General features: G+C 60.4%; 15 protein-coding genes. 11 read left to right on the top strand and 4 right to left on the bottom strand.

What is annotated here, in order from left to right; translation table 11 throughout:
• Positions 1-189 precede the first annotated feature (189 nt).
• The 6 genes from AC2CGI_RS10460 (at position 190) to AC2CGI_RS10485 (ending at position 7,087) form a co-directional block, all read left to right on the top strand.
• The gene (locus AC2CGI_RS10460) at positions 190-1,656 is read left to right on the top strand and encodes a peptide MFS transporter (RefSeq protein WP_076740336.1); all 1,467 of its coding nucleotides are present in this window, start codon (positions 190-192) and stop codon (positions 1,654-1,656) included.
• Between the two features lie 127 nt (positions 1,657-1,783).
• Complete coding sequence (gene ghrA, locus AC2CGI_RS10465; RefSeq protein ID WP_076740335.1) at positions 1,784-2,725, top strand: glyoxylate/hydroxypyruvate reductase GhrA; 942 nt, start codon at positions 1,784-1,786, stop codon at positions 2,723-2,725.
• 90 nt (positions 2,726-2,815) lie between these two features.
• A complete protein-coding gene (locus AC2CGI_RS10470; RefSeq protein WP_004928821.1) occupies positions 2,816-3,553 on the top strand; it encodes a phosphatase in 738 nt (245 codons plus the stop codon).
• Positions 3,554-3,595: 42 nt separating this feature from the next.
• Positions 3,596-4,174 (top strand): TorD/DmsD family molecular chaperone, encoded by a 579-nt coding sequence (locus AC2CGI_RS10475; RefSeq protein ID WP_015377474.1) that lies wholly within the window; start codon positions 3,596-3,598, stop codon positions 4,172-4,174.
• A 157-nt stretch (positions 4,175-4,331) separates the two neighbouring features.
• A complete protein-coding gene (locus AC2CGI_RS10480; RefSeq protein WP_076740540.1) occupies positions 4,332-4,985 on the top strand; it encodes a tellurite resistance TerB family protein in 654 nt (217 codons plus the stop codon).
• A 68-nt stretch (positions 4,986-5,053) separates the two neighbouring features.
• The gene (locus AC2CGI_RS10485; RefSeq protein ID WP_076740334.1) at positions 5,054-7,087 is read left to right on the top strand and encodes a S9 family peptidase; all 2,034 of its coding nucleotides are present in this window, start codon (positions 5,054-5,056) and stop codon (positions 7,085-7,087) included.
• Positions 7,088-7,122: 35 nt separating this feature from the next.
• Here AC2CGI_RS10485 and exoX read toward each other — a convergent pair whose 3' ends face one another.
• Together exoX and AC2CGI_RS10495 are read right to left on the bottom strand one after the other, a co-directional pair.
• Positions 7,123-7,791: an exodeoxyribonuclease X gene (gene exoX, locus AC2CGI_RS10490; RefSeq protein ID WP_076740539.1), complete on the bottom strand. Its 669-nt coding sequence runs from the start codon at positions 7,789-7,791 to the stop codon at positions 7,123-7,125.
• Between the two features lie 26 nt (positions 7,792-7,817).
• A complete protein-coding gene (locus AC2CGI_RS10495; RefSeq protein WP_076740333.1) occupies positions 7,818-8,564 on the bottom strand; it encodes a carbon-nitrogen hydrolase family protein in 747 nt (248 codons plus the stop codon).
• 369 nt (positions 8,565-8,933) lie between these two features.
• On the opposite strand from AC2CGI_RS10495, the gene dksA reads away from it, so the two are divergent.
• Positions 8,934-9,359 (top strand): RNA polymerase-binding protein DksA, encoded by a 426-nt coding sequence (gene dksA / locus AC2CGI_RS10500; RefSeq protein WP_004928840.1) that lies wholly within the window; start codon positions 8,934-8,936, stop codon positions 9,357-9,359.
• 4 nt (positions 9,360-9,363) lie between these two features.
• Here dksA and AC2CGI_RS10505 read toward each other — a convergent pair whose 3' ends face one another.
• A complete protein-coding gene (locus tag AC2CGI_RS10505) occupies positions 9,364-10,260 on the bottom strand; it encodes a LysR family transcriptional regulator (protein ID WP_076740332.1) in 897 nt (298 codons plus the stop codon).
• 148 nt (positions 10,261-10,408) lie between these two features.
• Between AC2CGI_RS10505 and AC2CGI_RS10510 the strand changes: the two genes are divergently transcribed.
• Both AC2CGI_RS10510 and pip read left to right on the top strand, forming a co-directional pair.
• Positions 10,409-10,804, top strand: a complete 396-nt coding sequence (locus AC2CGI_RS10510; protein ID WP_076740331.1) for a RidA family protein — start codon at positions 10,409-10,411, stop codon at positions 10,802-10,804.
• Between the two features lie 156 nt (positions 10,805-10,960).
• On the top strand, positions 10,961-11,914 hold the full coding sequence (gene pip / locus AC2CGI_RS10515) for a prolyl aminopeptidase (protein ID WP_025159932.1): 954 nt from the start codon (positions 10,961-10,963) through the stop codon (positions 11,912-11,914).
• A gap of 31 nt (positions 11,915-11,945) precedes the next feature.
• Here pip and AC2CGI_RS10520 read toward each other — a convergent pair whose 3' ends face one another.
• Positions 11,946-12,176, bottom strand: coding sequence for a DNA polymerase III subunit theta (locus AC2CGI_RS10520; RefSeq protein ID WP_016928156.1), 231 nt, complete (start codon positions 12,174-12,176; stop codon positions 11,946-11,948).
• Positions 12,177-12,520: 344 nt separating this feature from the next.
• On the opposite strand from AC2CGI_RS10520, the gene ftnA reads away from it, so the two are divergent.
• Together ftnA and yobA are read left to right on the top strand one after the other, a co-directional pair.
• On the top strand, positions 12,521-13,039 hold the full coding sequence (ftnA, locus tag AC2CGI_RS10525; RefSeq protein ID WP_015377481.1) for a non-heme ferritin: 519 nt from the start codon (positions 12,521-12,523) through the stop codon (positions 13,037-13,039).
• Between the two features lie 291 nt (positions 13,040-13,330).
• Positions 13,331-13,747, top strand: coding sequence for a CopC domain-containing protein YobA (gene yobA / locus AC2CGI_RS10530; protein ID WP_046686875.1), 417 nt, complete (start codon positions 13,331-13,333; stop codon positions 13,745-13,747).
• Position 13,748 lies beyond the last annotated feature (1 nt).

Consider the following 13,748-nt stretch of genomic DNA (forward strand, 5'->3'; position numbering starts at 1 on the left):
TTATATGCATTAATACTGGATTATTAGTCAAATGTGTCGCTAAATGGAATTATGTCGGCGCGGCGTTTTTGGCAAGGAATATCACGGCGCCGCGCAGATTGCCGGGAGACAGGCCGGCGATATCGCAGACAGGGACAGACTCATTACATAATAATGCAGTAGAGGTTCGTTTTGACTCCTTCAGATGCCATGCCGGCGCCGCAAGCGCGCCATGCCATTCCCCCCGGTGCGGGGGCGCTGTTCTTCATCCAGATCTTCGCCACACTGGGCTTCGCCGTGCTTTACTCCACGCTGGTGCTGTACGCCACCAAGCGATTGGGCTTCAACGAAAGCAGCGCCAACGCCATGATGGGCGTGTTCGGCGCCTTCAACTATGGTCTGCACATGTTCGGCGGCTACCTCGGCGGCCGTTTCCTCAGTAACCGCAATCTGTTCGTGCTGGGCATGGTGTTGCAGGTGATCGGCTGCGCGCTGATTGCCGTCGCGGGCGTGTGGGGGCTGTACTGGGGGCTGGCGATGTTCCTGACCGGCAGCGGCCTTAACGTGACCTGCATTAATATGATGCTCACCCAGCGTTTCAAACCGGATGATGACCGGCGCGAATCGGCATTCCTGTGGAACTACGCTGGCATGAACCTCGGGTTCTTCGTTGGCTTTACCGTCGCCGGGTATTTCCAACTGACGGAAAACTATCGCGCGCTGTTCCTGTTCGCCACGCTGGGCAATGCGGCGGCGATCATCGTCGCCGTCTGCCGCTGGCGGATTCTGGCGGATCTCAATACGCCGCTGCACGATGCCAGCCGCAGTCAATACCGTTGGCGCATGCTGGTCGGGCTGGCGGTGCTGGTGGCGCTGGTGCCGATTATCCGCGTGATGCTGACCCACGCCGAGTTCAGCGGCCATTTCGTGATCGTGCTCGGCGCGCTGATCTTCCTGATGCTGTGCGTGGTGACGCTGCGCCACCATCCGCGCGATGAGCGCCGCAGAATGGCGGCCTATCTGATCCTGGCGCTGGGGTCGCTGGTGTTCTGGGCGCTGTATCAGCTGGCGCCGATGGGGCTGATGCTGTTCTCCGAGCACAACATCAACCTGAACGTTTACGGCATTCAGGTGGCGCCGCAGTGGATCCAGAATATCAACACGCTGGTGATCGTGGTGGGCGGCCCGCTGCTGGCCTGGTGGTTCAACCGCCTGCGCGCCCGCGGTTGCAACATCGACATTCCGCTGCAGTTCTCCGGATCGCTGTTCTGCATCGGGCTCGGCATGCTGGTGCTGCCGCTGGGCATCAGCATGGCCGGCGGCGACGGGCTGGTGGCGTTTAAATGGATCGTCATCAGCTATGTGCTGCAAAGCGTCGGTGAATTGATGATCTCGCCGATCGGTTACGCGATGATCGGCAAGCTGGCGCCGCCGCGCTATCAGGGCGTGATGATGGGCTGCTGGATGATGGTGACCGGCGTCGCCTCGGTGCTGGCGGGCTACGTCTCCGGCCTGATGCCGGAAAACAGCGGCAGTACGCCGCTGCAAACCAATCCCGGCTACAGCGAAATCTTCAGCGCACTGGGCTGGGGGGCGACGGGCGTCGGCGTGGCGATGCTGATCCTCATTCCGCTGTTGCGGCGCCTTATCCGGCGCGACGGTCCGTTTGCCGCCTGATTTGGCGAGAATACACAGCAGCCCCACTGGTCGGGGCTGTTTTTATTTTGGGCTTTAACGCTTGCATCCGGCGGCGAATCGCGGAAGGCTGAAGGAAAACCAATAAAAACAAACCGGAGCCCGCAGTATGAACATCATCTATTACCACCCCTTGTTTAACGCCCAGGAATGGCTGATCGGCATCAAGCAACGCCTGCCGCAGGCCGAGATCCGCGAATGGCAGCGCGGCGACGAGCGGCCGGCGGATTACGCGCTGGTATGGCGCCCGCCGCACGAGATGTTAGCCAACCGCCGCGATCTGAAAGCGGTGTTCGCCCTCGGCGCCGGCGTCGACGCCATTCTCGATCAGGAGCGCAAACACCCCGGCACACTGCCCGCCGGCGTGCCGCTGCTGCGGCTGGAGGATACCGGCATGGCGCAGCAGATGCAGGAATATGCGCTGAGCTATGTGCTGCGCTATTTCCGCCGTTTCGACGAGTATCAGGCGTTGCAGCAGCGGCAGGAATGGCAACCGCTCGATCCGCACTCGCTGGATGATTTCACTATCGGCATCCTCGGCGCCGGCGTGCTGGGGCAGAGCGTGGCGCGCAAGCTGACCGAGTTTGGCTTTAGCGTACGCTGCTGGAGCCGCAGCGCCAAACAGATCGACGGCGTGCAAAGCTTCGCCGGAGAGGCGCAGCGCGGCGCCTTTCTCGACGGCGTCAAACTGCTGATCAACCTGCTGCCCAATACGCCGGAGACCGTCGGCATTCTCAACCGCGAGCTGTTCGCGCAACTGCGGCCGGGCGCTTACCTCATCAACATCGCGCGCGGCGCGCATCTGGTGGAGGCCGATCTGCTGGCGGCGCTGGAGCAGGAGCAACTGGCCGCCGCCACGCTGGACGTGTTCGCCCGCGAGCCGCTGCCGCAGGATCACCCGTTCTGGCGTCATCCGCGTGTCACCATTACCCCGCATATTGCTGCCATCACGTTGCCGCAGCAGGCGATGGATCAGATCGCCGCCAACATCCGCGCGCTGGAGGCGGGGCATGCCCCGGCCGGCGTGGTCGACAGGCAACGGGGTTACTGAGCCTTCAGCCGCCGTTCGGTAACTGATAAGCTGTTATCGTCATCGCGCCTGTCCGTACCTTTGCGGGCGGGCCCTCTGGAAGGAGAAACAATGTACCCCGTTGATTTGCATATGCACACCGTCGCCAGCACCCACGCCTACAGCACGCTGCACGATTACATCGCCGAAGCCCAGCAGAAGGGCATCAAGCTGTTCGCCATCACCGATCACGGCCCGGACATGGCCGATGCGCCACACTATTGGCACTTCATGAACATGCACGTGTGGCCGCGCCGGGTGAACGGCGTGGGCATTTTGCGCGGTATCGAAGCCAACATCAAAAACCTGCAGGGCGATATCGACTGCACCGGCCCGATGCTGACGGCCACCGACGTGATCATCGCCGGTTTCCATGAGCCGGTGTTTGCGCCGCAGGATAAAGCGTCCAATACTGAAGCGATGATCGCCGCGATGGCGCAGGGAGACGTGCATATCATCAGCCACCCCGGCAACCCGCGTTACCCGATCGATATTCCCGCCGTCGCGGCGGCGGCGGCCAAATACGAGGTGGCGCTGGAGCTGAATAACTCGTCGTTCACCCACTCCCGCAAGGGCAGCGAGGCCAATTGCCGGGCGATCGCCGCCGCGGTGCGCGACGCCGGCGGCTGGCTGGCGCTGGGTTCGGATTCGCACGTCGCTTTTTCACTGGGTAATTTCGAGCACTGCGAGCGCATCATCGAAGAGGTGGGCTTCCCGCAGGAGCGCATTCTCAACGTCAGCCCGCGCCGGTTGCTGGATTTTCTCGAGCGGCGCGGCAAGCCGGCGATTGCGGAATTGGCCGATTTGTGACATCGTCCCGGCAAAATTTTCCGTATTGTATAAGGCATTATCATGAATGAGTTTTCCATTGTCTGCCGCGTGCTGGGTACGCTGTTCTACCGCCAGCCGCAGGATCCGCTGCTGGTGCCGCTGTTCGCGCTGATCAAAGAGGGCAAGCTGCAGCAGCACTGGCCGCTGGAGCAGGATGACCTGCTGAAGCGCCTGCAGCAGGGCTGCGACGTCAACCAGCTGGCGACCGACTTTAACGCGATGTTCGTCGGCAGCGAATGCAGCGTGTCGCCGTTCCGCTCCGACTACGTCGAAGGCGCCAGCGAAGCGGAAGTGCGCACCTTCCTGCAGCAGCGCGGCATGCCGCTGGCGGAGGCGCCGGCCGACCATTTCGGCCAGCTGCTGCTGGCCGCTTCCTGGCTGGAGGATCAGTCGCAGGAAGATGAAGCGCAGGCGCAGATCGCGCTGTTCGACGAGTTTCTGCTGCCGTGGTGCGGCCGCTTCCTCGGCAAAGTGGAAGCGCACGCCACCACCGGTTTCTACCGCACGCTGGCGCTGATGACCCGCGACGCCATCCAGGCGATGCGCGACGAGCTGGCGGAGTACGAGCAGGACGACGAAGCGGGCGACGAAGACGCGTAACGCTGCAGCCATCCAGGCGGGCCGCCCGGCCCGCCGATCCGCTAAACACAGGTTTGCATCCCCCAGACGTAAATTGACAAAAGATCCCCTAATCTGGCGGTTTACCGTCGGTTCGGCCGCGCCTGCGCGCCGCGCTTTTTCACGCAAGGGGTAGATGATGAAAAGTAACTGGATGCAGCAGATTCAAACGTTGATCGGGCAGAAGGCCGGCGCGATGGGCGGGGCGGAAGGCATCGGCAAGCTGCTGGCGCCCACGGCGCTGGGCGGTTTGGTCGGCGTGCTGTTGGCCAACAAATCCTCGCGCAAGCTGGTGGGTAAGTTCGGCAAGAATGCGCTGATTATCGGCGGCAGCGCGGCGGTGGGCGCGGTGCTGTGGAACAAGTATAAGCAGCGGGTGAAAGAGAGCCATCAGGACGAACCGCAGTTCGGTTTGCAAACCACGCCGGTAGATCTGCGCGCCAAGCGTTTGGTGCAGGCGTTGGTGTTCGCCGCCAAGAGCGACGGCCATATCGATGCCGACGAGCAGCGAGCCATCGATCACAGCCTGTCGCAGCTGCAGGTGGGGGAAGAGGCGCAGGGCTGGGTGCAGGAAGCGCTCGATCAGCCGCTCAACCCGGAATTGATCGCCCGCAGCGTGCAAAATGAAGACGAGGCGCTGGAGGTTTACTACCTGAGCTGTCTGGTGATCGACGTCGATCACTTTATGGAGCGCGGCTACCTCGATGCGCTGGCGCAGGCGCTGAAGATCCCGGCGGACGTCAAGCAGGGCATCGAGAGCGACGTCAACGAGAAAAAGCGCGAGCTGGCGTAGCGCCGCTTGGCAAGCCGGGGGGAATCGTGTCACTCTTGCCGCAATCTATGTAAGCGGATGATTTAGCAATGATGACCCCACCGAAAGCGGAAAAACGTCCTTATCCCATCACCATCCACGGCGACACGCGCGTGGATGACTACTACTGGCTGCGCGACGACGAGCGCGCAGACCGCCAGGTGCTGGACTACCTGCAGGCGGAGAACGCCTACACCGATGCGATGCTGAAACCGCAGCAGGCGCTGCGCGAAACCCTGTACGAAGAGATGGTGGCGCGCATTCCGCAGCAGGAACATTCGGTGCCTTACGTGCGCCACGGCTATCGCTATCAGACGCGCTACGAGCCGGGCAACGAATACGCGATTTATGTGCGCCAGCCGCAGGCCGAGAGCGAGCACTGGGAAGTGCTTATCGACGGCAACCAGCGCGCCGAGAACCACGAGTTTTACACCCTGGGCGGGCTGGACGTCAGCCCAGACAATCAGCGGCTGGGGGTGGCGGAGGATTTCCTGTCGCGCCGTCAGTATGACATTCGCTTCAAGAACCTGGCCGACGGCAGTTGGGCGGAGGAAGTGTTGGAAAACACCTCCGGCAGCTTCGAGTGGGCTAACGACTCCTCGACGGTGTACTACGTGCGCAAGCACGCCAAGACGCTGTTGCCGTATCAGGTCTATCGCCACGTGGTGGGCAGCGATCCGCAGCAGGATGAGCTGATTTACGAAGAGCTGGACGATACCTTTTACGTCGGGCTGGAGAAGACCACCTCCGAGCGTTTTATCCTGATCCACCTGAGCAGCACCACCACCTCGGAGATCCTGCTGCTGGACGCCGATCGTGCGGACGCCAAGCCGCAGCTGTTCGTGCCGCGCCGCAAGGATCACGAGTACGCCATCGATCACTATCACCAGCATTTCTACATCCGCTCCAACAAGGACGGCAAGAACTTCGGCCTGTACCAAAGCGAGCAGGCGGACGAAGCGCAGTGGCAGACGCTGATCGCCCCGCGCGCCGACGTAATGCTGGAGGGCTTCAGCCTGTTCCGCGATTGGTTGGTGGTGGAAGAGCGCAATGCCGGCCTGACGCTGCTGCGCCAGATCCACTGGCAGACGGGCGAAGAGAAGCGCATCGCCTTCGACGATCCGACCTACACCACCTGGCTGGCGTATAACCCGGATCCGGAAACCGCGCTGCTGCGCTACGGCTATTCGTCGATGACCACCCCGACCACGCTGTACGAACTGAACATGGACAGCGGCGAGCGGACGATGCTCAAACAGCAGGAGGTGAAGAACTTCACGCCGGAAAACTACCGCAGCGAGCGGGTGTGGGTGAAGGCGCGCGACGGCGTCGAGGTGCCGGTCTCACTGGTGTATCGCCAGGACAGCTTCCAGCGCGGCGCCAACCCGCTGATGGTGTACGGCTACGGCTCTTACGGCAGCAGCATGGATCCGGCGTTCAGCGCCAGCCGCCTGAGCCTGCTGGATCGCGGTGTCGTGTTCGCGCTGGCGCATATTCGCGGCGGCGGCGAGCTGGGGCAGCTGTGGTATGAAGACGGCAAACTGTTCAACAAGCAGAACACCTTCAACGACTTTATCGACGTGACCGAAACGCTGATCGCCCAGGGGTACGGCGACGGCAAGCGGGTGTTCGCCATGGGCGGCAGCGCCGGCGGTCTGCTGATGGGCGCGGTGATCAACCAGGCGCCGCAGCTGTTCCACGGCGTGGTGGCGCAGGTGCCGTTCGTCGACGTGGTAACCACCATGCTGGACGAGTCGATCCCGCTGACCACCGGCGAATACGACGAGTGGGGTAACCCGAACGAGCAGGCCTATTACGACTACATCAAACAGTACAGCCCGTACGATCAGGTGAAGGCGCAGGCATACCCGCATCTGCTGGTGACCACCGGCCTGCACGATTCGCAGGTGCAGTATTGGGAGCCGGCCAAGTGGGTGGCCAAGCTGCGCGAGCTGAAAACCGACGATCGGCAGCTGCTGCTGTATACCGACATGGATGCCGGCCACGGCGGCAAATCCGGCCGCTTCAAGGCCTATGAGGATATTGCGCTGGAGTACGCCTTCATTCTGGCGCTGGCGGAGTAACGGCGAACAGCGGGCGGCCTGCGCCGCCCGCTGTGCTAGCCAATCAGATAGTATTTCAGCGTGTGTTTCATGTCCGGGCTCAGATCGTCGATGGATTTCAGCATCCAGCGCAGATAGCCGGGATCTTCCTGGGCGATGCGATCGATTTCCTGCCCGCGATACTTGCCGAATTTGAACTTCTTCAGCAGCACCGGCTGTTCGGTGATCTGCACCATTTGCTCCGGCGTCCAGCCCGAATCCTTGATGATGCGTTGCAGCAGCGCGGCGGTGACGTAGCAGTCGTACAGCGCGCGGTGCGGGTACAGCGTGGAGTCTGCCGGCAGCTGCACGTCCAGGTTCAGCGCGTAGCGCAGATACTGGTTGCCGTACTTGATGTCCGGATACAGCGTGCGCGCCAGCTTGAGGGTGCAGATCCAGGCGCCGTTCATCTCCGGCAACACCCCGCGATCAAAGGCGGCGTTGTGCGCCACATAGTAGGGGCTGCCCTGATAGCGGCCGATCGCCACCGCGATGCGCGGTTTGCCTTCCACCATCTGTTCGGTGATGTGATGAATCGCCATCGCGTCGAGGCTGATGGGGCGATCCGGGCTGACCAGGTCGCTCATCGGATTGGTTAACTGGCCGTCGAGCAGATCGAGGGAGGCCACTTCCACCACGCCGCCGTCCAGCCCGCAGGTCTCGGTATCTGTTACGCGTAACGTCATGCTTTCCTCCGCGTTGCCGTCAGGCTTCAGCTTAACCGGCACAGGCGGCCGTGCCAACCGTCGAAAGTCTTGCCGGCGATGATCAGCCCAGGAGCGTCATCCGGCGCGGCAACCAAAAGCGCTCCCGTTTCATCCCAGATGGCGCTGCGGCCTGCCGGGATCCAGCCGCCGGTCGGCGCCGCATGGTTGGCCATCAGCGTGAGCATGCCGTAACGCCGGGCATAGCCTGCCAGCGCGGCGCTGTCTTTCGCGTAACCGGCTTCAGATACCAGCACGCCGGCAGCATAAATCTGCGCGCCCGCTAGCGCGGCGGCGCTTGCGTGGCCGGGCTCCGAAGTATCGGCACAGATAGCCAGCGCGATGCGTTGCCGATGTATTTCCAGCAGCGAGCCGCCATCGCCGGGCAAGAACCGTTGCCGTTCCGCGCCGTGCAGATGCTGCTTGGTATAGGGCGTCAATGCGCCATTGGGGTGAAAGATCAAGGCGGCGATATGCAGCGCCTGGCCGCTGCGTAAGGGCGCGCCGACGATGATCGTCATCTGATGCGATTGCGCCGCCGCAGCGAGCGGTTGCAGACGCGGATCGCCCAGCGTCAGCGCCAGTTCGGCAGCATCAGCCAGTTCATAGCCGCTGAGCGACAGTTCGGGAAACACCAGCAGCTGCACCTGCTGTTGGGCTGCCTGCGCGACAAATTCAAGGTGGCGTTCAAGGTTACAGGCGATATCGGCCGCAGCGGCGGGGTATTGGGCGGCGGCGAGGGTGAAGCAGGACATCGGCCATCTCTCCTGTGAGGCAATAAAAAACCCGCCTTGGCGGGTTTAATGACGGATGGAAGGACGCTTACTCACCAGACGGATGCGCTTTTTTGGCGCGTTTCTCCGCACGTTTCTCTGCTGGGGTTTTCAACGGCTTCTTCTTCGCATTTTTTTTGCTATCCATTCCCTTACTCATGATGGCCTCTCGTTACCTATGATTGGGTGGCTTGCTCAGCCATTAACCGCCTAAAGCCGGCAGGATGCAAGCGACAAAGTGCGAATTGCACTTAACCGGCTGTTTACACGTGAAATTTTGTTTTTGGATGACCGGGTGATAAAAATAATTATTATGTTATAATATTACACTTTCAATATTCGGAGAACGCAATGACTGTGATGGCATTACCGGATGCGCAGCAACTGCTGGCCATGCCGGATTCTGATTATATGAACTCGGTTCAACGGGCGTTTTTCCGTCAGCTGCTGCAGGATGAGCGGCAAAAGCTGCTGCTGCACATCGATGAGCTGAAAAAAGAGATCGATGGCGGCGAAGCGACGGGCGATGAGGCCGACAAGGCGGCGCGCGAAGAGGATTTGCGCTTGCTGTTCCGCCAGTTGGATCGCGAAAGCCGCCTGCTGCCGAAAATCGATGCGGCGCTGGCGCGCTTGCAGAACGGCGAATACGGCTACTGCCGGGAAACCGGCGAACCCATCGGGCTGGCGCGCCTGCTGCTGCGCCCGACGGCGGAACTGAGCATTGAGGCGAAAACCGCGCAGGAGATGCGTGAGCCGCATATGCGTAAAGGCGGGTAAGGTCTCAGCCGCCGAGCGTATCCACCAACAGATCGAGAAAGCGCCTGACGCGAGGTTCCAGCAGGCGTTTATTCGGATAGAGCGCCACAATCCTGACTTCTTCACCCGCCACGGCGCGCAACACCTGCTGCAGACGGCCGGCGGCCAGGTCCTCCGCAATCATAAACTCCGGCAGATACGCGATGCCCAACCCGGACAGAGCGGCGTCGCGTAACGCTTCCCCACTGTCTAGCCGCAGGCGGCCGCGCACCGGGGCCTTGACCCATTCGCCGCGCTCGTCGCGCAGCCGCCAGGGCTGTTTTTGGTTGCAGCTGCTGAACAGCAGAGCCTCATGCCCGGCGAGCGACTCGACGGTAAGTGGTTCGCCACGGGCGGCGAGGTAGGCGGGGGAGGCGCACAGCAGGGCGCGATACCTGGCGAGGGTTCTGGACACCAGCCGGGTATCCGGCGCCGTGACGCCGATCCGCACCGCTAAATCAAATCCTTCTTCCACGATATCCGCCAGGCGATCGGAAAAACTGATCTCCACCTGCACCTCAGGCCAGGCGACGAGAAATTTCGGCACCAGCGGCAACAGGATCCGTCTGCCGAAGGCGGCGGGAGCGGTCAACCGTAGCACCCCGCGTGCGGTGCCTTTGTCGCCGGCCACGCTGGCCTCGGCGTCGTCGACCGAAGCGAGGATCTGCAGGCCACGTCGATAAAACTCTCGCCCCTCGTCGGTCAGGCCAAGCGAACGCGTGGTGCGATGCAACAGCCGCACGCTCAGCCGCTGCTCCAGACGCGCGATGGCTTTGCCCGCCGCCGAGCGCGACAGCCCCATCGTCTGTCCGCCGGCGACAAAACTGCCGGCGTCGACGACGGCCATGAAAACCTGAATGTCATTGAGATTCGCCCGCAACATGCCGCCCCCCGAGATTCGATGATAAGATAATTAATTTAACATATTCAATATATTAAATGCATCGTTAACGTCGTTTCAGTGACGACATCCATTCGCCAATCAAACGATTATAGTCGCCATGGAAACGATAAACGGTTGGAGAAACAGCATGAAAAATGGCATCACGCACTACCAGCACGGGGTCATTTGGGAAGAGGAGAATGGCGTGTCCCAAGGCTATCGCGTCAAGGATACCCTCTACATCTCGGGGCAGTTTTCCCATGATATGCAGGGGGAGTTTGTCGGCCCGGGCGATATCGAACGGCAAACCCAACAGACGTTGGACAATCTGGATCGGGTATTGGCGGGATTCGGCGCCGAACGTTCGAACCTGGCGTATGTGGAGATCTATCTGACCGATGTACAGGCGCATTTTGAACCCTGCGTTGCGTTGTTCAAACGCTATGTCGGCGATCACCGGCCCGCCGGTTCGCTGATCGGCGTCACCGGGCTGGCTTCGCCCGAGCAATTGGTGGAGATCAGTGCGATTGCGCACCTGAACTGATCGGGCCTGTGGGCGTTTTGCAAGCAGGTCGTTGTGATTTTGAGCAAACGCGCGCCGAGTTCCCGGCGCGCGTTTGAGTTTTCAGGTTTTACCGTTGACCTGCCGGGCGGCTTCCGCTTTGATGAAAGCATGACTCACAGAGAGACGGAAAGCGCCATGGAACAATTACGAGGTTTGTACCCGCCGTTAGCGGCATACGACAGCGGTTGGCTGGACACTGGGGATGGCCACCGGATCTACTGGGAGCTGAGCGGTAACCCGAACGGTAAGCCGGCGGTTTTCATTCACGGCGGGCCGGGCGGCGGCATCTCTCCGCACCATCGCCAGCTGTTCGATCCCGAACGCTATAAGGTGTTGTTGTTCGATCAGCGCGGCTGCGGCCGTTCCCGTCCGCACGCCAGCCTGGACAACAACACCACCTGGCATTTGGTGGCCGATATTGAGCGGCTGCGGGAAATGGCCGGCGTCGAACAATGGTTGGTGTTCGGTGGTTCCTGGGGATCGACGCTGGCGCTTGCCTATGCGCAGACCCACCCGGAACGCGTCAGTGAAATGGTGCTGCGCGGCATCTTCACCCTGCGCAAGCAGGAGCTGCATTGGTATTACCAGGACGGCGCTTCGCGCTTCTTCCCGGATAAATGGGAGCGCGTGCTGTCCATCCTCTCGGATGACGAGCGCAAAGACGTGATCGCCGCCTACCGGCAGCGGCTGACCTCGACCGATCCGCAGGTGCAGCTCGAAGCGGCCAAGCTGTGGAGCGTGTGGGAAGGGGAGACGGTCACGCTGCTGCCGAGCCGCGAATCCGCTTCGTTCGGCGAGGATGATTTCGCGCTGGCGTTCGCCCGCATTGAAAACCACTACTTCACCCATCTGGGCTTCCTGGAGAGCGACGACCAACTGCTGCGCAACGTGCCGCTGATCCGCCATATTCCGGCGGTGATCGTCCACGGCCGCTATGACATGGCCTGCCAGGTGCAGAATGCCTGGGACCTGGCCAAGGCCTGGCCGGAGGCGGAGCTGCATATCGTGGAAGGGGCGGGGCATTCGTATGATGAGCCGGGCATTTTGCACCAGCTGATGATCGCCACCGACCGGTTTGCCGGCAAGTGACGCAAAAAACCCGCCGTAACGGCGGGTTTTTCTATTTAGCCTTCGGCTCGTACGGCAGGCGCGAAAACTTGTGGGATTCCGCGCGGTAGTGCGCCACGCGCTCGCGAAAATAGTCGCGCAGCGCTTCCGGTTGCTCGCGCTCCACCACTTCCGGGATCACCGGCATGTTGTAGCGCTCTTTGTACGCCACGCCTGAGGCGGCGAGATCCACATTCACCCTGTCCATTTCCTCTTTGGACAGCTCGGCCAGATTGTAACCCACGCTATGCTCCTTACTTACTTTGCCGCATTGAATCTGCGCAGAAGGTAATCCACCCGGCGGCGCTTGGCAAGCCCATTACGCCGTTGCCGGGAGCGATATTTATCCGAGAGTAATGCAATCTATTTATTCTTTTAAATAAGAATGATTCGCTTTTTGATTAAAATAAAAGATGAAAATAATTATCATGTGAATTCTCAACGTGGGGTTGATATTTTAATTTATTGATATTTATGATTTTTATAATTAATGTTTGCTTGGTGTGAATAATGTGTTTTTATTTTTACGGCAGCAAGGCATAATGCGCGGAAATTAAATTCATGACCTGCAAAATAAAAGGAATCATTATGCTGACGCAAGAAATGACTCAAAAGCTGAATGAGCAACTGAATCTGGAGTTCTACTCCGCCAACCTGTATCTGCAGATGAGCGCATGGTGCAGCGATAAAGGCTTTGAAGGCGCCGCCGCATTTCTTAAAGAGCATTCTCAGGAAGAGATGCAGCATATGCAACGTTTGTTCGACTATCTGAGCGACACCGGCTCTCTGCCGCTGCTGGGCACCATCGCCGCGCCGCCGGTGGCGTTTGAGTCGCTGGCGGACGTGTTCCAGCAGACCTACGAACACGAACAGCTGATCACTCGTCAGATCAACGAACTGGCGCACGCCGCCATGACCGCACACGATTACTCCACCTTCAACTTCCTGCAGTGGTACGTGGCGGAGCAGCATGAAGAAGAGAAACTGTTCAAATCCGTGCTGGACAAGCTGGCGCTGGTGGGCACCAGCGGCAAGGGTCTGTTCTTCATCGACAAAGATCTGAAGAAAATGGGCGCGATGGGCCAGGGCGGCAACGACCAGGCCTGATCTGCACCAGAGCATCGAAAAACCGCGCGCGGGCGAGCCTGACGCGCGGTTTTTTTTACCCTGCGTTTATCGCGGTTATGCGGCGATACGTGCTGCCGGATCGCAAAATGCCAGTGATGCGCTCGACTTGCCGCGGCGTGGTCGTTATGATTTACCGCGATACGCTACAGGGATGGTAGAGTCAAAACAGCGGGTTAGCCGATACAACCCGTTTTTCTGTTTACCCGTGGCGCAATCATTGCGGTGGGTTGGGGCCGCTGATACATCGCCTTGGCTGTGGCCTTAACCCTTATGACCCTCTTTATATTGTTAAGGGATACCACTGTGATCGGTAAAATTCGTTCCTCTTGTCGCCTGCTTTCCACCGTTTTCGTTCTGTTCGTTGGCCTGTCTTCGCAGCAAGCGCTGGCGCACGCCCACCTGAAAGTGGAAACGCCGAAGGCCGACGCCAGCGTCAGCCCGGCGCCGAAGGCGCTGACCCTCAGCTTCTCCGAAGGCATCGAACCAAACTTCAGCGGCGTGAAAATCACCGGCCCGGACAACGCCGTGGTGAAAACCGGCAAGCTGCAGCTCGATCCGAACAACAACACCCAGGTCAACGTGCCGATTGAAGGCGAGCTGAGCGCGGGCAAATACAACGTCAGCTGGCATGTGGTGTCGGTCGACGGGCATAAAACCAAAGGTCAGTACAGCTTCACCGTAAACTGAT

The sequence above is a fragment of the Serratia sp. LSHTC3 genome, from assembly GCF_057197125.1.

What these genes read in the sequence shown, in the direction of transcription:
- AC2CGI_RS10475 (WP_015377474.1), top strand. Translation starts at nt 3,596, where the DNA reads ATGAATGAGTTTTCCATTGTCTGCCGCGTGCTGGGTACGCTGTTCTAC.
- AC2CGI_RS10495 (WP_076740333.1), bottom strand. Translation starts at nt 8,564, where the DNA reads ATGTCCTGCTTCACCCTCGCCGCCGCCCAATACCCCGCCGCTGCGGCC.
- AC2CGI_RS10485 (WP_076740334.1), top strand. Translation starts at nt 5,054, where the DNA reads ATGATGACCCCACCGAAAGCGGAAAAACGTCCTTATCCCATCACCATC.
- AC2CGI_RS10510 (WP_076740331.1), top strand. Translation starts at nt 10,409, where the DNA reads ATGAAAAATGGCATCACGCACTACCAGCACGGGGTCATTTGGGAAGAG.
- AC2CGI_RS10460 (WP_076740336.1), top strand. Translation starts at nt 190, where the DNA reads ATGCCGGCGCCGCAAGCGCGCCATGCCATTCCCCCCGGTGCGGGGGCG.
- dksA (WP_004928840.1), top strand. Translation starts at nt 8,934, where the DNA reads ATGACTGTGATGGCATTACCGGATGCGCAGCAACTGCTGGCCATGCCG.
- AC2CGI_RS10480 (WP_076740540.1), top strand. Translation starts at nt 4,332, where the DNA reads ATGAAAAGTAACTGGATGCAGCAGATTCAAACGTTGATCGGGCAGAAG.
- pip (WP_025159932.1), top strand. Translation starts at nt 10,961, where the DNA reads ATGGAACAATTACGAGGTTTGTACCCGCCGTTAGCGGCATACGACAGC.
- ftnA (WP_015377481.1), top strand. Translation starts at nt 12,521, where the DNA reads ATGCTGACGCAAGAAATGACTCAAAAGCTGAATGAGCAACTGAATCTG.
- AC2CGI_RS10505 (WP_076740332.1), bottom strand. Translation starts at nt 10,260, where the DNA reads ATGTTGCGGGCGAATCTCAATGACATTCAGGTTTTCATGGCCGTCGTC.
- ghrA (WP_076740335.1), top strand. Translation starts at nt 1,784, where the DNA reads ATGAACATCATCTATTACCACCCCTTGTTTAACGCCCAGGAATGGCTG.
- AC2CGI_RS10470 (WP_004928821.1), top strand. Translation starts at nt 2,816, where the DNA reads ATGTACCCCGTTGATTTGCATATGCACACCGTCGCCAGCACCCACGCC.
- exoX (WP_076740539.1), bottom strand. Translation starts at nt 7,791, where the DNA reads ATGACGTTACGCGTAACAGATACCGAGACCTGCGGGCTGGACGGCGGC.
- yobA (WP_046686875.1), top strand. Translation starts at nt 13,331, where the DNA reads ATGACCCTCTTTATATTGTTAAGGGATACCACTGTGATCGGTAAAATT.